We start from the raw sequence: 18801 nt of genomic DNA on the forward strand, positions 1-18801 counted from the left end.
GATTATCTCCTCTGGTCCTACTTGGCCTGCTGGGCGACCTGGTGGATCTTGTACTCAATGGGCTGCTGTGAGGTGTGAGGATGCTCCTCGCCTGCGAAGACCCGCAGCCTGGTCAGCTGGACCTTGGCCAGCTTGTTCTTGGGCAACATGCCCTTGACCGCCGTCATGATGATGCGCTCGGGATTGTGCTCCATCAACTGCCCGTAGGAGTCGCGACGCAGACCGCCGGGACGACCGGAGTGGGTGTAGAGCACCTTGTCGTTCTTGTTGCCCGTGAGCACCATCTTGGAGGCGTTGATGACGATGACGTTGTTGCCAGAGTCGGCGTAGGGCGCATAGGTGGGCTTGTTCTTGCCACGCAGCAGATCGGCCACCTGGGCTGCCAGACGCCCCAGCACCACACCGGAGGCGTCGACGATATACCAGTCATGTGTCAGATCGGCTGGTTTCGGGGTGAAAGTCTTCACGATTCAACCTTTTCCTTGCATTGTGTTTCGGGCTCCCCGCGCCACATGCTGCCATGCTGGCCGAAAGCCGTGTATTCCGTGGGCTCCCTGAAAGTCCTAGACGGCGAGTGGGAAAAGCGCTTTGAGGACCCCTTAGGGAAACACAACAATCCATTATTGTAACGCCTGAGCGCCGTTCGTCAAAATTTGCGTCGGCCCCAGTCTCATCGGGAGGCCGCCGCCCGTGCCACCTGCCCGTCCAGGTCCTTGCGCAAGGCATCAAGGGTGGCCTGCCCGGTGTTGGGATTCAGGGCCACGGCTCGGCGCACCATGGCGGCCAGCACATGTGGGGCATCCTGCTCATCGCGAGTGCCGAGAGCTCCTAGAAAGTCCAGGGTGTCAGCGTCGGTGCGCTCGTCCTGTGCACCTTCCAGGCGCATCTTCCAGGATGTCATGGGGTTGGTCAGCGCTGCAGCCCTGACTCCGGCGTCCTCGTCCTTGGTGAGCAGACCGGCCAGCCAGTTTTTGTCGTCCTTGTTGGCGGCCACCGCCCGACGGACCTCTGCGTTGGAATCCTGGGAGAGCTTAACCAAAATATTGGGGAAGGGCATGGTCTGCGCCAGGTAGACCCTGTCCTCCACCGGCGTGTGCTCGTTACCGGCCACAGCCTCCAGCAGTGCCGTAAAGCGGGAGAAGGCGGCCTGGTCGGACCTGTCGGGCAGGGGACTGCGGGCGAATTCGTGCAGCTCAGCTGTATCCGTAGAGTGCCTGAGCCGTTCATAGAAAACGGTCAGAGCCTCGTAGGGCTTGCCGGCTGACGATGATTCGGTTTCCGGTTGGTCCTGGGGATTGGTCATGCGACCAGCTTAGGCCGCCTCCCCGATTTCAGACTAGGCCCGGCATCCCCTCTAGCATGGAGATAGCGCGGAAATTGAGGAGACGATAGTCATAGGAGGCAAGCCGATTTGCTCACCATACTGGATACGCCGCAGAAACCAGCCACAGGCTCACTGACCGAGCGCAAGTCCGAGTTCATCGGTCAGGCCTGCCATGTGGAGGACCAGGAGGCGGCTATTGCCTTCGTCCAGGAGGTCCGCTCGCAACACCCCAAGGCCCGGCACATCTGTCACTGCGCCATCTGGGGACCCGAGGGCCGCACCAGCGAGCGTATGAGCGATGACGGGGAGCCCTCCGGAACAGCCGGCAAGCCCATACTTGAAGTCATGCGGCGGCAGGGGCTGACCGACTGCGTCCTGACGGTGACCCGATACTTCGGGGGGATCCTTCTCGGGTCAGGGGGGTTGATCCGGGCCTATTCCTCAGCAGCCTCCCTGGCGCTCAAGGCGGCGAGATCAGCACGCGTACTCCCGACGCAACGCTTCACGATCACTCTGGGCTATCCAGAGTACGACTCCCTCCGCCGTCTGATCCGCGCCTCTGGTGGGCACGTGGAGACCGAGGACTTCACTGATCGGGTCCGATTGACCTACGACTTGGAGCCCGCAGCCGTGCCGGCCTTTCACGGCCGACTGGACGACCTTCTGCAGGGCCGGGCCCAGCCCATTGCACTTGGCGAAGGCCGCAGCCTGATACCCCTGTCCGGGAGCCAGGCTTCGCCTGCCTCATGACAGCCAAGGCAAGCCATACAGCCAGTGCCTGGCTGCGGTCTGCCTGCCAGACAGACAGGCTCATGCCAAGCACCACCGGTCCTCTGGCGCGCAAACTAGGACTCTGCCAGGCCGAGGCTTGAAAAAGAATATAGGCGAATAAAGCCCGTTGGAAATGGATAAGACCGGCAATCGTGCACAATCAGCGATCACCGGTCATCAGGCGGAGACGAGGAGATTCGAACTCCTGGACCGCTTGCGCAGTCAACACCTTAGCAGGGTGCCCCTTTCGGCCACTCAGGCACGTCTCCATGCAAGCTCCCGAGCCAGGACCTGAGCCCCAAAGTTTCGAGAACAAGACAATAGAATACCATGATTGACAGACCTGACTCGCCGGGGCGACAAGAAGCAATGCGGCAGAGAACAGATTCACTCGTTTTCATAGATAAAAACATGAAAGTGAATCTTTTCCAGGCATCTTGGCTTGAGAATAATTTATCGCACATTCCTCCGAGACCCCCTTCTATCATGGAGCCATGAGCACCGCACCAAGGCTTGCAGCCGCCAAGAAGGACTGGGGACATGACGAGACCGGCTGCACGGTGCTGCACATAGACATGGATGCCTTCTACGCCTCCTGCGAAGTCGCTCGACACCCGCAATTGCAAGGCCGACCGGTCATCATCGGCACCGGACGGCGTTCGGTGGTCTCCGCAGCCAGCTACGAGGCCAGGGCCTTCGGCATCAATTCGGCCATGCCCCTGGCGCGCGCCAGGCGACTGTGCCCGCAGGGGATCTTCCTCCCGGTTGACATGGCCTATTACCGGGGCATTTCACGACGGATATTTGATACGGTTTTCTCACGAATCACCGATCAGATCGAACAGGTCTCTGTGGACGAGTGCTACATGGACGCGTCCGGGGCGCTCATGCGCTGGGGCATGCCCACGGCCATCGCCCAGTGGATCCGAGCCAGCGTGGCCCGCCAATTCCATGTGACCTGCTCGGTAGGCATCGCCACCAACAAGCTAGTTGCCAAGATGGCCTCCACCAACGCCAAACCTGACGGGATGCTGCTGATCCCCAAGGCCCGGCAGGCCGAATTCGTCCAGTTGATGCCCCTGCGTGGCATTCCCGGAATCGGACCGGCCTTGGAGAAGCGGCTCAACGCCTGGGCCATCAAGGATGTGGCCGACCTGGCCACCATGAGCGAGCGGGATCTGGCTCGGGCCACAGGCTCGAGCCTTACAGCCAGGAAGCTGGCACAGGCCTCCCACGGACTGGACGACGATCCAGTCCAGCCACGAGCGCCGGAGAAGTCCCTGGGCGCGGAACGCACCTTTCTGCACGACACCACCAGCATGAAGCAGGTCTGTGACCTCCTGCGCATCTGCAGCAACGAGGTCGCCACCGGACTGCGATCGCACGGCCTAATCGCCCGGACCATCACCGTCAAACTGCGCTTTGATGATCTGCACTATATGACCAAGGCCCACACCCTGGAAACCCCGGTCAACTCAGCCAACCGCATCTATCCGCAAGCAGTCGGCCTGCTCAAGGCCATGCTGGGGCTGCCCGATGGAGCGCCCATGGACACACCCCTTCCCCGTCTGATCCGTCTGGCCGGTGTCAGCGCATCCGGCCTGAGCCGGGTGGAGGACACTCCCATCCAGCCTTCCTTGGACGACATTATCCACGAGAGCCAACGCAGCGCCGGCAGCGAGGCCCAGCGCCTGGATCAGGCAGAGGCCACCATGGACTCCATCAGAAGCCGCTATGGCAAGGGTTCAGTCAGCATGGGCCTCTAAGCAGCACTCCGCAGACGCGCCGAGGCCAGCTCCAGCTGCCCGTCAGTTATGGTTGACGAGAACCGCAGATGATGGCCATCCCCGTAGAACTCCCCGGGACTGGCCAGAATGCCCAGACGGGACAGGTCTGCCATATCGGCCCAACAGTCTCCCGAGCGGGCTCGTGCCCAGATATAAAGACCCCCCTGTGGCATGAAGGCATCGTATCCGTAAGATCTAAGAGCTTCAGCCAGGGCTTGCAGGCGACGGGAGTACACCTCGCGCTGAGCCTTCACACCCTCGCTGTCCTCCAGAGCGGCCCGCATGGCCCGCTGCACCGGACCTGGCACAATCAGTCCCACCTGCTTGCGGTAGGCGGTCATGGCCTCCACCAGATGAGCATCTCCAGCCACCAGCGCCGCCCTGTACCCAGCCATATTGGACTGCTTGCTCATTGAGTACAGGCAGAGTATCCCTCTGGCATCGCCGTCACAAACTTGGGGCTCCAGGATACAGGGCGAGGCGGGGATCGGCGCATCCTGCCCGGCTTGGGTGGGCCCTGACCAATCCAGCAGGGCATAGCACTCGTCACTCAGGACCGTCACCCCTATCGAACGGGCCGCCCGCACGATCTTAGCCAGCCCGGCTTGGCCGATGACCCGCCCACTGGGGTTGCCTGGCGAATTGATCCATACTGCTCGCACATCGGGCAGATTCACCCATGAATCCGTATCAGTCGGATCGTCCACGGTCGTCACCTGGGCCCCGGCCAGCTGGGTTCCGATGGCGTAGGTAGGATAGGATACCGTCGGCTGCACCACCCGGTCCCCCGGTCCCAGATGCAGAAGGGAGGCCATGAGCGCCACCGCCTCCTTGGACCCAACCGTGGGCACCAGATCCGCACCTAGGGCATTCAGGTCTACCCCGCGGCGACGACGGAACCAGTCGGCTGCGGCCTGCCTCAGGGAACCATCACCGGCAGTTTTGGGATAGCCTCGCGCTTGGCCATCATCCGCAGCCGCAGCCAAGGCGTCCCTGACCGATCTGGGTACAGGATCCACCGGCGAACCTACCGACAGGTCGACCAGACCGCCGGGACACTGCTCAGCACACCGCCGGTAAGAGTCAATCCTTGACCAGTCGTAGGGAGATTCGAAAGGATGAAAACCCATGGCCCGCCTTTCTTTTATGAATAAGCCGCGGAGGGATGGCTCCCATCCGCGGCTTGTCAGCCTTAATCGACTACTTGTTGGGTGGCAAGGCTGCCACACCCTCCGGATCGTGATCGTAGGGGCCGACCGCAGCAGCACCGCCGGCATCCCCCACCTGGGCGAAGAAATCAGTCGCCGCGTCCTTGTACCAGGTCCACTCCTCGGGCAGGTCGTCCTCGTAGAAGATGGCCTCCACCGGGCAGACCGGTTCGCAAGCGCCGCAGTCCACGCACTCGTTGGGGTTGATATAGAGCGAACGGACGCCCTCGTAGATGCAGTCCACCGGGCATTCGTCCACACAGGCCTTGTCCTTGACGTCCACGCAGGGCTGAGCGATGACGTAGGTCATGGGTTACCTCCTGAGTATGCGAGCATTCACTCTACACTGCAGCGCCGACGCTCCAGGTCAGTCCAGACCGGCCTGGGTGGCCTGGGATATCTTCCCGCTGAGCTGATGACGACCGAGCAGGGAGTGCCGGTAGGAATAGCAGAAATAGATGGCCAGGCCTGCAGCCAGCCAGACCACGAATCGAATCCAGGTCAGCACGGTCAGGTTGAGCATGAGCCAGAGGCAGGCCAGGGCTATCAGAATGGGCACCCAGGGATTGCCTGGCATCTTGAAGGACCGGGGCAGATCCGGCCGGCGCTTGCGCATGATGGGCAGTGAAATGGCCACCAGCAGGAAGGCTGAAAGCGTGCCGATGTTGACCATGTCGGACAAGACGTCTATAGGGAAGCAAGAGGCGACCACGGCCACCACGATGCCGCCCAGAATCTGAATGCGGGCCGGCGTGCCATAACGGCCAGTGCGAGACAGGCCACGTGGAAGAAGCCCGTCGCGGCTCATGGCGAAGACGATGCGGGTCAGCCCCAGCAGGAGCACCATGACCACGGTGGTCAGCCCCACCACGATGCCGAAGGAGATGATCTTGGCGGCCCAAGGAGCCCCCACCATCTCAAAGCCGGTAGCCAGAGAGGGGTTCTTGGCCTTTGCCAGATCCTTGTAGGAGACCATGCCGGTGGTAACGATGGCGACCAGGATGTACAAAGTGATGACGATCAGCATGCCCAGGCCGATTCCACGGGGAATGGTCTTGTGGGGCTCCTTGGCCTCCTCGGAGGTGGTGGCGACGATGTCGAAGCCCACGAAAGCGAAGAAGACCAGGGCAGCGCCTGAGAGGATGCCGGGAATGCCGTAGATGGTGGGCTGCATGCCTGAGACCCACTGCCAGAGCGGCTGACCCATGATTCCCTGCACACTGGCTCCCGGAACGGCCGAGGCAGGTTCGGAAGGCGGAATGAAGGGCCGGTAGTTGTCCAACTTGACGTAGAAGAAGCCCACCACGATGACGAAGACCACGATGCCGATCTTGAGGACGGTCAGGGCGCCGTCGAACCGGGCGGAAAGCTTGGTGCCCAGGACCAGAAGAACCGTGAAGAGGGCGACGACCGCCAGCGGGGCCAGGTCCACATCTAGGCCGCCCATATGGAAGCTGGAACTGAAGGAGGTGCCGCCCATCAGATGGATGAAGTCATTCAAGTAGACGCCCCAGTACTTGGAGATGACCGAAGCGGCCATGAGCATCTCCAGAATCAGGTCCCAGCCGATGATCCAAGCCACCAGTTCGCCCATGGTGTTGTAGGTGAAGGTGTAGGCCGAGCCTGAAACCGGGATCATGGAGGCGAACTCCGCGTAGCACATGACGGCCGCCGCACAGACGATGCCTGCTATGACGAAGGAGATGATGACGGCCGGGCCCGCATGGAAGGCCGCCGCCTGGGCACCCACCGAGAAGATGCCGGCGCCCACGGCCACTGCAACGGCCATGATGGCCAGGTCCCAGGTGGTCAGCGTCCGCTTGAGCGACCTGCCCTCCTCCCCGGTCTCTGCCAGGGTCTGTTCAACCGATTTCTTCCTGAATAATTCCATTCTGCTCCCAATCGAGACGCATTGTGTCACAAACCTATCCGGCCCACAACTATAGAGGATGGGGACACGCAACTCCGGACTGTGTTCATTTCGGAATATTACCTGTTGGGAAATCTTCCGGACACGGCAACTCGAACAGGGCGCACCAATCCGCCAATGCACAGCAAAGCGCCCCAGCTGCTCCGACCAGGATGCCCATAGGGTGCAGCCCGCACTCTATTCAGTCGGACCATCCTTGAATATGGCAATGTCCTGCATGCCGTTACGCTCATTGCAGGTCTGCTCACCGTTGACCACGGCAAGGACTTTCTTACGAAAATCATTGAAAACCTGATCTCCGGGCTCATCCAGAAGACGTCCGGCGTCGAAGTCGATCCAACGGTGTTTCTTGGTGGCCAGGGGCGTGTTGGTAGCTACTTTCACCGTAGGCACGAAAGTTCCGAAAGGAGTACCCCGGCCAGTAGTGAAGAGGACCACTTGCGCTCCTGCTGCAGCCATTCCCGTACTGGAGACGAGGTCGTTGCCTGGCGTCTGCAGCAGAGAGAGCCCGGGTCTGGAGATATGGTCGCCATAGTTGAGCACATCCTCGACCTCGCAACGGCCACCTTTGCGGATGCAGCCCAAGGATTTATCCTCCAGAGTCGTGATTCCGCCCTTCTTGTTGCCTGGAGAGGGATTGTCGGATATGACTTCGCCGTATTTACGGAAGAATCCCTTGAAATTATTGATAAGATTGACGACATCATGGAAGACCTGCTCGTCGCGTGCCTGGCTCATCAGGACCTGTTCTGCCCCGAACATTTCAGGGACCTCGGCCAGGACCACGGACCCGCCCTGGGCGACCACCCATTCAGCGAACCGGCCGACCAGCGGATTGGCCGTGATGCCTGACATTCCGTCGGACCCACCGCACTTGACGCTGACCTTGAGTTCGGACAGGGGCGTCTCTTCACGACGGTCATCATTTGCAGCCTCGTTGATCTGGTCCAGGAGGGCATCGGCCTCATCCAGCTCGTCCTCCACTTCCTGGCATATAATCCAACGAATTCGGTTCGTGTCATACTCGCCCAGGGTGCTCAGCATGTCCTCCATCTGATTGTTTTCACACCCCAGGCCAACGAGGAGAACACCCCCGGCGTTAGGATGGGTGGCGATGTCCTGAAGGCAACGCCTGGTGTAGACTAGATCGCCTCCGAGTTGGGAGCATCCATAAGGGTGGCGCGCCACAACCACCGAGTCAAAAGATCCGTTGCCAGGATGGCGGGCTGAGAAAGACCGCGCCATGGCGTCGCACAGACTGTTGATGCAACCTACGGTCGGGACGATGTAGAGATCGTTGCGGATGCCTACCTTGCCCGTCGAGCGCCTGTACCCTTGGAAGGTCCCTGTCGGGCTGCCCGGCTTGACCGTGTCGGCAACCGGCTGATAACGGTAGTTCAGGTCGGCGCCCAGGTTGGTGGCCAGATTGTGCGTGTGGACCCATTGCCCCCTACTGATAGCCTCCTTGGCGTGGCCGATGGCATAGCCATACTTGATGACGTCCTCGCCCTTGGAAATGTTCTGAAGCGCGAGTTTGTGCCCTCGGGGAACTCGTCCGAGCACCGTCACCTCGCCACGACCCTCGACCATGACTCTTTCGCCGGGCTCCAGATTCCTGGCAGCGACAGCCACCATATCCGCCGGATTGAGCAGAATCGTGTCCTGGCCGGTCCGAGCCGGTATGTCCTCAAGATAATCGTGTTCCAAACCGACGGCTTGGCCCCCACCACAGGTGGGGACGAATCCTGTGGAACCGCCTTCTGGGATCATGCAATGCCTCTTCGCCTCACTCATGCTCCCAAGCTAACGGGCGCTCCAGGATCCATCTCACTTTGTTGCCAGTCTTTGCGCGGGAAAAGGCCCGGGCCCCAAATCTTCGAGGAGGGGCCCGCGGCCATAACGGACTAGCGGCCCGACCGGGGATGCCAAGCAATCCCGATGAGGGCGACAAGACCCATGAGGATTCCCGCAGCCGAAGCCAGAACCAGCTGGACCACACCAGAACCGGTATTGGCGAGGGAGGACCCGGCATCCCTCGACTCTGCGGGGAGCCTGCCCAACCTTCCGCCATCCGCCTTCCCGAGCGGCTGGCCGGGCACGGGCTCGCCCCCTGCAGCTGCGCCGGCACTGATTGCGCCCGGGTGAGCCGAGCCGGAATCGGCCGCCCCCGTCCCGTTGGCTCCGTTGGCGTCGTCCGTCCCGGCAGAACCGGAACCTGAACCAGGCCTGACCGTGATCGCATAGGTGGATACATTGGAAGCAACAGCCCCGTTGAAGGCCTGGAAGGTGAACCGATCGCTCCCGCTGAATCCTGGCTGAGGGGTATAGGAGAAGGCGCCGTCCTCACGCATGGTAAGCAGACCGTGCTGAGGCTGATCCTTGACCTTGAAGGAGAGATTGGCCTCATCCTCGCTCTGGGCATAAGGCGCCAGAGTCGCGTTCAGCGTAACGCCTTGGTCAGTGGAACCCTGAGCAGCCACAGTGATCGGCGTGGCCGGCGATGGGGTGGGCGAGACCATCTTCGTGGGGTCCCAGTCATCGACTGCATTGATGCCTGCAGAGCGCGCGAGGACCCGTTGAATCGTATAGTCGGAGACCTCTTGCTCCGATAGGGTTTTCGCCCACGGGACGCGACTGGGTTTGACGTCGTTCTCATAGGTGGATCCATATTCGGAGAATCTCGCAGTTGACTGGTTGGATGTCTTCCCCCAATCATTCCATCCTTCAGACAGGATGTGCCGCGCCATACTGGTATCGATGAAAGCCACGCTTGCATACGGTCTCCAAGGACGGCCCAGGTAGGTTTTGAGAGAACCGCTGTAGGGGTTCTCGGCAGTCAGCTTGCTATGCAGGAAGACGAAGCCGTATTTCTGTTCCTTCGGCGTGCTGGCAGCAGTCACATAGCCATTCAGAACGGAATGCAAATCGCAATGATCGAAAACCGCGATGGCTGATCCGAAAACGAAGTCCACCGACCCCGCAATAGTCGAATTCCTGAAATACATTCTGTTGGTCTGCACAGTTGGCTGATCCGGAGGATTGCTGCTGGCGGTCTCATCCGTACGGTTCTGCAAGTACAGGGTGTCCTGGTAACCCAGGATCCGGCAATTGTCGAAGGAGGCATGATCCGCGTTCACATCCAGGGCAACTGCCTGGCCGACAGTAGAACCAGCCAGCGTCTGTATGGCAATGTCCCTGGCCACGAAATCCCCGCCGGTAATTTTGACGGCATAGTCGCCATAAGTACCCAGGGGATTGCCGTCAGGGCCCAGATCATTGGGCTTGTCATCGTAAGTCAGGACGGTACCATCTGGATCCTGACCCTGGATGGTCACATAGGGACGGTCGATAAGCAGCTTCTCCCGATAGATCCCATGCTTGATGAAAATCACCCTTCGCTGGGCGTTCCTCTCCGGAATCGAAGCTAGGGCCTCCCCAACGGATCGGAAGTCACCACGCCCATCAGCCGAAACCACGGTGGGGGTGACCCCCTCCTTGTTGGCCGGGAGGACCAGGACCCTGGCCACGGCTTTGACGCCAGTGCCGGAAACAGTCCCCCGCACATCGAAGCCATCAATATTCTGGCTGGCATAGCGAGAAGGCTCGACCTTATCCCAGTCAACCGGCAGTATCCTTCTGCTTCCGTCATTGAGGACGGCCTTGACCGCGATGGGCATGACCAGTCTGCCAGGGGTGGTTTTGACGATACTGTCGTCGATCGAAGCTATCGCCACCTTGGAAACGCGAACAGAGGCCGTGACCCTGTCGCCCCCGGAACTTCCGGCAACCTGGAAGTCGCCCTCGCGGCTATAGGAGTCAGCGCTGATAGCCCCCCATGTAGCCTTGGCAGGTATGGCGCTTCCGTCGTCCAATGTGCGATAGATGGTCGTCGGCATGACCGGAGCCACGCCCACCGTAGTCATCACTTCTATCGGGACATATCCGGTTTGCACCTGCTGATTGGTGATCAGCACCGGCAGTATGCCTTGAATGCCCGAGCCATCCGTGGCTGTAGCCGTAACGAGCACAGTGCCGTTGGACTCGGCCTGGAGGAGACCGTTCTGATCAATCACAGCAGCACTGGTCTGTCCCAAATCAGGACGAAGGACCTGCCAGGTCACAGCATCCGAACGGTCGGGGCCGATCAGTCGTGCAGCGACCTGGAGGGATCCGCCTCTGCGATTGATAACGCCAGCCGGAGCTGTCAGCTCTATGCCTTGGAGACCGGCACCTGCGGCGGCATCGGACTCGACGACCAGATCATCCAAGGCCATGCAGGCCTCCTGGGTGTTGGAATTGGCCATGTGCACTTCGAGCGCAGCCACCCCGGCGGCCTTGGTGTCGCTCAACGGCGCCTGAGTGACCGAACCTTGTCCGGCGACAGAGGCATCGATCTTCTTGGCATCGGTGTCCATGTGAATGTCAAGGGTGTACCAGGTGCCAGCCTCCAACTCATTGACGAGGGTCCGATCGCCTGATTTTCCAGTCAGAACCAACTTGGACCGCCGGAGGACGAAAGAAGCCGCAGCCTTGCCATTGCTGTCCTTGTAGGCGAGAACGGCATTGGAAGCCTTGGCAGGATCATCGGGAAACATAAACGAGAGGGAGGACTTGACCCGCCCCTGCTGCTGGCTGAAGACACGCTCAATGGTCTCATAGCCAGGGCCCTTGTTGTCCAGGAGGAGGTATCCCCTCCCGTCCTCGTGGCGTACAACCGCACCGCCGCCGGTCTGGGAATCCTTGGTCTTCCAACCCTTGGGCAAGGATGCGCCCTCGGCCTCGAAATCGTCATGGACCGGGAACCCGTCATCCTTGTAGACCTTGCCGTCGCGGGTAACATTGACGGAGCGGGAAGCCGAGAGGCCATCGGTCAGGCTGGAATCGGCAAAGGACACATTCTGGGTTGTGTCCAGGAAGGCGCCATGGAATCGGCAATCGTCGAAACGGATGTCCTTGAGGTACTTGACCAGGCCGTGCCCGAAGTTGGAGCCGCTGATATCGATGACGTTGTCCTTGCCGGCAGGCTTGTCCCAGTTGGGCGCCGTGATATGGGAGAACTTGAAATTCTCGGTCTGCGGCAGGGGGGTCCGTGAATCCAGATCATCGACCGAAGTCCGGTCATAGTCGGTGATGACGCTGATCTTGTTGATCACACTGTCGCGCACCTGGATATTGCGCACGTATCCGCCTCGCTTGGGGCTGACCTTTACTCTGATACCGGGGTTGACCGCACCCGAAGTAAGGTCGACCGGGACGATGGTAGAATCCTCCACGAAGACGTTGCGGACTCCTCCTGACATCTCGCTGCCGATGGTCACACCGCCATGGCCGGAGTTGAAAACGTCACCGCGGAAATAGATGTTTTCAGATGGGCGAGCTATGGCAATGCCTTCGGCATCCTTCCCGGACTTGATGGCACTGCAATCATCGCCGGTAGAGAAGGATGCGCCAAGGATCCAGACGTTCGATGAGGAGTTGGGATCGAAACCGTCGCCATTATGGACCGAGGTGACCAATTGGAGGCCATACGCCGTAATGTCCTGGCTGTAGATGGGAACCACGGTCCACATCATCCCGTTGCGGATATGAATGCCATCCAGGTAGATGCCACCCACGTTCTTCATGCTGATCAGGCTGCCGCCGCCCACATGCTGGCCAGGCTGGTAGATATTTGAAGGTATATCCAGATTCCCGCCATTGCCGTTGTGGGTGAAGTCATCGTAGGCCTTGCGCAGGAGCATGCCATTGGCCTCATCGCCGATAGTCCCCGGACCCATGATTTTGATGTTCCTGGTGGTCACTCCCGCCTTGCTGTCCATCTCACCGGCGTTGAGAAGACTGGAATAGGCGGGGTTGCGACCCATCACGTCCTCGATGTCGTGCCGTGCGGAGGTAAACGGATAGTCAGCCAGTTCCGCACTGGGCTTGAGCTGGGCGCCAGCATCAACAAAGAAGCTCATGTCGCTGTGCAGGTTCAGCGCCCCGGAAAGGTAGGTGCCGGCAGGCAGATACACCTGGCAGTTCTTCTCTTTGCAGGCATCAATGGCCTTTTGGATGGCTGCCGTATCCTTCGTGCTGCCGTCGCCCAAGGCGCCGAAATCACGCACGTTATAGCGCTTTGGAGTAGCCATCGTGGTCAGGTGAAGCTTGGCTGATTGGTACGACAGCGTACCGTCAGCGCCAACCGCTCGAACCGTGAAGTCGTAGCCATGCTCTGGCCGCAAACCCAGGACCTTGAAATAAGTCATGGAGGTGATCCCCGCCTCCTTGCCGTCACGGTAAATCCGGTACCCGGTGATCTTGTCGTACCCGGCAGGCTTGCTCCAGGTGAGCACCACCGACTGGTCGGTCAGCGATGCCGGCGCCTGAGCCAGGGCCGATGGCGTCTCAACTGCGATCGGATCGGTCTCACCCGCCCAGGCGTTCTGGGCTCCGGCAATCCCCGTGGATTCCACGCCCACCAACATAGCCACTGCGGCTATGCCGGCCCAAACGGCTGCAATTCGCTTTCGAATCATCAGTTTTCCTCCTTGAAAACCGTTGTTGGCCCCCGGGCAATGTTCAACGCATGGCGGGCACGGGGAACCGCAAGCCTTGCGAACCGTGCGCTTCCCGCCGATCCAGCGTGCCGCCTAGGCCGAATGGCCTTGCGGCACCTCTCCATCGCATGCCCGTTGGGCCTATTTATCGCTGGTGATCTTGTTGATCTTTTGCCACCTCCTGATAGTCGAAACCATTGAAGTCTGCATATGAACGGTGGGCATCCATATCCTGAGCACAGATGCCGACCATGGCTCCGGAAAAGACGGTCTTCCCCCGGAGCGCTCCTACGTGGTCATCGCTGAGATGGTTGGCTGGCAGAGTGCCCCCCAAAGGCCGGAGATTGTCGCGTTCACCTCGGAGGCTGTCCTGGTCCTGGCTGAAATAGAAGCGGGCCCTCGATCCCCGAACCTTCACTGCAAGGCCCACGCCCATGCCAGCCTGAAGAGGCAGCAGGTCGCTCCCGAAACTGAAGCGATCCCCTTCGTTGATGAGGATGCGGGCCACCGGGCAGTCGCGCTCTTCCTCCTGTGCTGTGACGTAAGCGTACATCCAGTTGGCAGTATCGTAGAAGAGGACCAGGCCGGCGGTCTGCTGGAAGTTGGCGGGTTCGAACTCCATCCAGGTAAAGGCATCAAAGTTGAAGGCCTGCCAGCGACGGGCCAGCAGGGTTTGCCTGTGCAGGCTGGACAGGCTCTGGCCGCCATGGAGCCGCAGCCATCCCGGACGCTCCTTCAGGGAGTAATCAACCTCAGGACGCAAGGGACCACGAAGAGTCTTGAAGGAGGCAGGCAGGCCGCTGGTCGGCGTAAATCGGACGGATTCGGAACGATCCACAACCTGTTTGGCCGTACTTTCCCTGACCTCCACATGAAGAGACGGATTATGGCCGCCATTGGCCAGGAGCGGCCAGTCGTCCTGATCCCAGACGATGGGATCCAGGCTGGTCTCCCTGCCCAGAACGCAATCCCCCCTATGGCCCAGAGGACGTGAGCAGAGATAGGCTATGTACCATTGGCCTTTGTATTCCAAAAGGCTGCAGTGCCCTGCTTTCTGGATGGGCCCGTCCGGATCGTCCTTGGAAGTGATCAAAGGCGTATGGGGGGATTCCTCCCAAGGTCCTGTCAGCTTGCTTGAACGCACCACCGTGGCTGCATGATTCCACTCGGTCCCACCAGCTGCGCATACCAGATAGTAGTAGCCGTGACGGCGATAGATCTGCGGTCCCTCACAGACCCCCAGGCTCGTGCCTCGAAAGATGCGGCGGCGAGGTCCGACCAGACGCTTGGCGCTGGTATCAAACTCCTGGATGACCACGCCAGCGAAACGCTCATGGTCCATTCGCCAGTCATAGAGCATATTGACGAACCATGAACGCCCATCCTCATCATGGAAGAGGGAGGGGTCGAAGCCGGAAGCCGTTACAAAAACAGGATCGGACCAAGGTCCGGTAATGGAAGGGGCAGTGACGATGTAGTTCAGCGTGTCCTTGTATATGGTCCCGGTCTTCACATCGGTGAAGACGAGCCAGTACAACCCCTTGGCATAGGAGAGGTGAGGCGCCCAGATAGCTCCGGCATTCGGATCCCCCATCAGGTCGGCCTGGCTGGTCCGGGTCAGGGGCGAGCACACCCACTCCCAGTTCACCAGATCTGTCGAGTGATAGATGTCGACCCCTGGCCACCATTCGAAGGTGGAGTTGGCTATGTAATAGTCCTCCCCCACTTGAAGGGCGGACGGGTCGGGATGGAATCCCGGGATGATGGGATTGGTCAGACTGCTCATAACGTTCCTCACTGCTTGACCGCGCCGGCCGAAAGACCGGATTGCCAGTACCGCTGCAGGAAGAGGAAGGCGATAATCAACGGCACGATGGCTATCAGCGACCCGGTCAGAATCATGTTGTTGGGCACCACATGGTAGGTAGCGTCGCCTCCCATCTTCATCCAGACGTTCAGGCCCACAGTAAGCGGGTAGTCTTTGACGTCGGAGAGCATGATCAAAGGCAGGAAGTAGTTGTTCCAGACACTGACCAAGGCGAAGAGGAGCGTGGTGACGAAACCTGGAGCAAGCAGAGGCATGGCAATCTTCCAGAATATGGTCCAGGTGTTGGCGCCATCGATCCTTGCAGCCTCCACCAGGGATATAGGGATGGAAGTCTGGGCATAGATGATCATCAAGTACAGACCAAAGGGGTTGGACAGCTGAGGAATGATGACGGCCCATGGTGTATTGGTCATGCCTATCTTCGAGTACAGGAGGAAGAGGGGAACCGTGATGACCGTGGAAGGTATCGACATGAAGATCAGCGTGACCCAAAGCAGCGCTTTACGTCCGTGGAACTTCATTGTGGCAATGGCATACCCGGCGAAAGTGGCGAAGAGCGTGGCTCCCAAGCCGGCTACGATTGCATAGACCAGGGTGTTGATCAGCCAACGGCCGTAAGTTCCATTCTGAAAAACGAACACGTCATGGATGTTCTGGAAGAAAGCGTTTTGGTCAGAGAACCAAAGCCCGGGGGAACTGTAGAGTCCCTCATTGGTCTTAGTCGAAGAGAAGACCAGCCAGATCAAGGGAATCAGACAGTAAATGACCATGATCAGCATGATCAGGTGCAGGAGGATATCCATGACCTTCTGCGCTGGGGTCAGACGGACCGGGACGCCACTGCCGCCAGAGGCCTTTCGCAGCCTTATGGCATGATCTTTCCGCGCTAATTGAGCATCGCGCCTGCTCAGTGATGCAGGACGCTTTGGGGCCTGTATGGGTTGGGATTCGGTTTGCGCACTGGACATGGTTTACCTCCCCTCCCAGCGGTTGCCCAGGGTCTTGACAACAGTGATGATGATCATGGTGAAGAGGCCGACAACCAGAGAGACGGCAGCCGCGTAATTCAGATCATTGCCACTGAAAGCCAAGGAATAGGTGTACAGGTTTGGCGTGTAGTAGCTGGTCACGACCTCAGGCGCAATGGTCTGCATCATGCTGGGGGTGTTGAACAGCTGCAGCGCATAGATGATGTTGAAGAGCAGGGTCATGACCACCGAGGAACGAATCTGCGGAATCTTGACTGACCAAGCGATTCTGAACTCGGATGCTCCATCCACCCTGGCCGATTCATAAAGCTCCTCGGGCAGGGCCTTTAAGGACGAATAGTAAATCAGGGTGTTGTACCCCATGGATACCCAGATGCTGATGTTGATCATGGCGAAGATCATCAGTTCCTTGGACATCATGTTGGGTGCATGCCCGTTGAAGAGTCTGAAGAACTGCCCAATCAGGCCATAGTCGGTGCCATAGATGTAGCTCCACATCAGAGCGGCGATGACATTGGGAACAGCATAGGGCAGGAAGAGCAGGATGCGCGGGATGGCCACATGCCGGATCCTCTGGGAATCCAGCATCAAGGCCGCCAGGAGGGCGAGGAAGGTCATGAGCGGCACTTCAATGATCGCAAATACGGCAACCCGCTTGAAACCGTCCCAAAGCAGGGGGTCCTTCAGGGCCCTGATGTAATTGGCGAAGCCTGTGAACTGCTCGCCGCCTATCATCTGCTGCTTGAACAGGCCCAGATAAAACGCATAGACCATCGGGATTATCGTCCCGCCGAGGAAGACGATCACGTAGGGCAGGCACCACAACATTCCAATGTGCTGGAGCCGCTCCTTGCGCGATTCCGCCCGGGATCCGGGCCCGGCGGATACACTCACTGCGCTCATGGCGCTTTCCTTTCTTGAAAAATCTAAAGTGGAAGCCCCGAGGCCATGCCGGCCTGCGGGGCGATATCCGCTGCTACTTGACGGTGATCTTGAAGCCCTGCCCATCGGCATAGGTCTTCAAGGAAGACTGCCACTTGGAGAAGGAGCCAAACAGGTCTCCGCCCTTCTTCATTTGCGGCACGACGATATCCTTGAAGTCCGTGGCGTACTGTGAGTTGAAGGGAAGAACCGACCAGTTGGCATTGAGAGCATCAGCCGACTTGAAATAGACCGTATTGACCTTTTGACCGCCAAAGTAGTCGTTGGGCGCATTGGCAGCGTCCTTGTCCGTTTGGAAGGATTTGGCCGCGTTGAAGAAGCTTCCCGTCTTCTGGAAAAGGTCGATGGACTGCTTATCCGAACCCATCCAGTTGATGAAGGCGACGGCTGCGGCCTGTTTCTCCTTGGCGCACTTTGAAGTTACGGAGAGCAGCGATCCGCCTATCTCGCTGGTCTTGAGACCAGCGGATCCATCGCCCCAGGCCGGCGGGAGGGCCACTTCAAACTTCCCCTTGAGGGAGGGCTGCTGCTGGACGAAAGAGGTGCCCTTCCAGCAACCATCGAACTGGATGCCCCAACGGCCCTGGGCGAATCCGCGGTTGTACTGATCGCTCTTATTGGCTACCGGCTCAAGCACATCCTCATCAATCAGCTTTTGAATGAAATCGGCGGCCTCCTTGACCTTGGCATTGGTCATGTCAAGAGTCACATCCTGAACACCCTTGACGGTCCAGGGTTTGGCGCCGGACTGACGGACAATGGAAGCCATGTAGCGAACATCAGTGGTGTCGACGAAGCTCATGTACCTGTTGGGGTCAGCCTTGTGCAGGGCGATGCCCTCTTCCTCGAATTCCTTCCAGGTGGTGGGCACCTTCAGACCGAACTGATCCAAAACGTCGTGACGGACAAACATGACCTCGGGTCCCTGATCCAACGGGGTGCCATACAGTCCGTCAGCTACATGGACATTTTTCCAGGCTGCGTCATTATATAGTTTGCCCATGTCGGACTCAATGCTCTTGTCCGCGAAGTTCAGGAGCGAATTCGTCACTGCGAACTGGGGCAGGTAGTCGTATTCCAGCTGGACGATGTCAGGAACATCCTTGCCTGACTTCAATATGTTCTGAAACTTCGTGTAGTGATCGGATGAAGCACCCGTTTGAGTCACATTGACCTTGATGTTGGGGTACTTGGCCTGGAAGGCATCGATGTTGGCCTGCTCGATGTCATAACGCCAGGTCCAGAAGTTCAGCGTCACCTTCTTGTCGGACTTGAGCGCCTGGTTCACGTCGCTCATCGTCATGCCGCCGCTGTCCTTCCCGGCCTTCGGCGAGGATGAATCGCCGCTGCCTCCGCAGGCCGTCAACCCGATGATCATAGCCAGCCCGGCACATACGCTCAGGGCCTGTCTTCCCTTTGTTCTCCAGCTCATACCAGTTGCCTTTCGATAATCTTCATTGATTTTGCGATTATTATTATCGCT

13 protein-coding genes and 1 tRNA gene are annotated in these 18801 nt (G+C 59.3%); 2 read left to right on the plus strand and 12 right to left on the minus strand.

Annotated elements, in window-relative coordinates; genetic code table 11:
• Positions 1-17: 17 nt before the first annotated feature.
• Complete coding sequence (gene rplM / locus GYM67_RS07360) at positions 18-467, minus strand: 50S ribosomal protein L13 (protein ID WP_046323307.1); 450 nt, start codon at positions 465-467, stop codon at positions 18-20.
• Positions 468-670: 203 nt separating this feature from the next.
• A complete protein-coding gene (locus tag GYM67_RS07365; protein ID WP_220236268.1) occupies positions 671-1303 on the minus strand; it encodes an AbrB family transcriptional regulator in 633 nt (210 codons plus the stop codon).
• A gap of 108 nt (positions 1304-1411) precedes the next feature.
• On the opposite strand from GYM67_RS07365, the gene GYM67_RS07370 reads away from it, so the two are divergent.
• Positions 1412-2074, plus strand: a complete 663-nt coding sequence (locus GYM67_RS07370; protein ID WP_220236269.1) for an IMPACT family protein — start codon at positions 1412-1414, stop codon at positions 2072-2074.
• Between the two features lie 203 nt (positions 2075-2277).
• Here the strand turns inward: GYM67_RS07370 and GYM67_RS07375 are convergent.
• Positions 2278-2364: transfer RNA gene (locus tag GYM67_RS07375), tRNA-Ser, on the minus strand.
• A gap of 225 nt (positions 2365-2589) precedes the next feature.
• Here GYM67_RS07375 and dinB point away from each other — a divergent pair.
• On the plus strand, positions 2590-3861 hold the full coding sequence (gene dinB / locus GYM67_RS07380) for a DNA polymerase IV (RefSeq protein WP_220236270.1): 1272 nt from the start codon (positions 2590-2592) through the stop codon (positions 3859-3861).
• Here the strand turns inward: dinB and dapC are convergent.
• The 9 genes from dapC to GYM67_RS07425 all read right to left on the minus strand — a co-directional run bounded on the left by dapC (position 3858) and on the right by GYM67_RS07425 (position 18750).
• Positions 3858-5012 (minus strand): succinyldiaminopimelate transaminase, encoded by a 1155-nt coding sequence (gene dapC / locus GYM67_RS07385; protein ID WP_220236271.1) that lies wholly within the window; start codon positions 5010-5012, stop codon positions 3858-3860. The two genes, dinB and dapC, sit on opposite strands and share 4 nt — an antisense overlap.
• A gap of 70 nt (positions 5013-5082) precedes the next feature.
• Positions 5083-5400, minus strand: coding sequence for a ferredoxin (gene fdxA / locus GYM67_RS07390; RefSeq protein ID WP_015022367.1), 318 nt, complete (start codon positions 5398-5400; stop codon positions 5083-5085).
• A 57-nt stretch (positions 5401-5457) separates the two neighbouring features.
• On the minus strand, positions 5458-6981 hold the full coding sequence (locus GYM67_RS07395; RefSeq protein WP_220236272.1) for an amino acid permease: 1524 nt from the start codon (positions 6979-6981) through the stop codon (positions 5458-5460).
• Between the two features lie 216 nt (positions 6982-7197).
• On the minus strand, positions 7198-8814 hold the full coding sequence (locus GYM67_RS07400) for a UxaA family hydrolase (protein ID WP_258561476.1): 1617 nt from the start codon (positions 8812-8814) through the stop codon (positions 7198-7200).
• 110 nt (positions 8815-8924) lie between these two features.
• Positions 8925-13538, minus strand: a complete 4614-nt coding sequence (locus GYM67_RS07405; protein ID WP_220236273.1) for a pectinesterase family protein — start codon at positions 13536-13538, stop codon at positions 8925-8927.
• Positions 13539-13704: 166 nt separating this feature from the next.
• Positions 13705-15345 carry a glycoside hydrolase family 43 protein gene (locus GYM67_RS07410; protein ID WP_220236274.1) on the minus strand — a complete coding sequence of 547 codons (1641 nt, stop codon included), beginning with the start codon at positions 15343-15345 and terminating at the stop codon, positions 13705-13707.
• Positions 15346-15353: 8 nt separating this feature from the next.
• A complete protein-coding gene (locus GYM67_RS07415; RefSeq protein WP_220236275.1) occupies positions 15354-16355 on the minus strand; it encodes a carbohydrate ABC transporter permease in 1002 nt (333 codons plus the stop codon).
• 3 nt (positions 16356-16358) lie between these two features.
• A complete protein-coding gene (locus GYM67_RS07420) occupies positions 16359-17279 on the minus strand; it encodes a carbohydrate ABC transporter permease (protein ID WP_220236276.1) in 921 nt (306 codons plus the stop codon).
• Positions 17280-17352: 73 nt separating this feature from the next.
• A complete protein-coding gene (locus GYM67_RS07425; RefSeq protein ID WP_258561477.1) occupies positions 17353-18750 on the minus strand; it encodes an ABC transporter substrate-binding protein in 1398 nt (465 codons plus the stop codon).
• Between the last annotated feature and the right edge of the window lie 51 nt (positions 18751-18801).

It is taken from the genome of Bifidobacterium asteroides, assembly GCF_019469425.1.
Classification (GTDB): Bacteria; Actinomycetota; Actinomycetes; order Actinomycetales; family Bifidobacteriaceae; genus Bombiscardovia; species Bombiscardovia asteroides_I.

Bases quoted from the DNA above. Each gene is read 5' to 3' on its own strand.
- GYM67_RS07365 (WP_220236268.1), bottom strand. From the start codon at position 1,303: ATGACCAATCCCCAGGACCAACCGGAAACCGAATCATCGTCAGCCGGC.
- dinB (WP_220236270.1), top strand. From the start codon at position 2,590: ATGAGCACCGCACCAAGGCTTGCAGCCGCCAAGAAGGACTGGGGACAT.
- dapC (WP_220236271.1), bottom strand. From the start codon at position 5,012: ATGGGTTTTCATCCTTTCGAATCTCCCTACGACTGGTCAAGGATTGAC.
- fdxA (WP_015022367.1), bottom strand. From the start codon at position 5,400: ATGACCTACGTCATCGCTCAGCCCTGCGTGGACGTCAAGGACAAGGCC.
- GYM67_RS07395 (WP_220236272.1), bottom strand. From the start codon at position 6,981: ATGGAATTATTCAGGAAGAAATCGGTTGAACAGACCCTGGCAGAGACC.
- GYM67_RS07400 (WP_258561476.1), bottom strand. From the start codon at position 8,814: ATGAGTGAGGCGAAGAGGCATTGCATGATCCCAGAAGGCGGTTCCACA.
- GYM67_RS07405 (WP_220236273.1), bottom strand. From the start codon at position 13,538: ATGATTCGAAAGCGAATTGCAGCCGTTTGGGCCGGCATAGCCGCAGTG.
- GYM67_RS07410 (WP_220236274.1), bottom strand. From the start codon at position 15,345: ATGAGCAGTCTGACCAATCCCATCATCCCGGGATTCCATCCCGACCCG.
- GYM67_RS07415 (WP_220236275.1), bottom strand. From the start codon at position 16,355: ATGTCCAGTGCGCAAACCGAATCCCAACCCATACAGGCCCCAAAGCGT.
- GYM67_RS07420 (WP_220236276.1), bottom strand. From the start codon at position 17,279: ATGAGCGCAGTGAGTGTATCCGCCGGGCCCGGATCCCGGGCGGAATCG.
- GYM67_RS07425 (WP_258561477.1), bottom strand. From the start codon at position 18,750: ATGAGCTGGAGAACAAAGGGAAGACAGGCCCTGAGCGTATGTGCCGGG.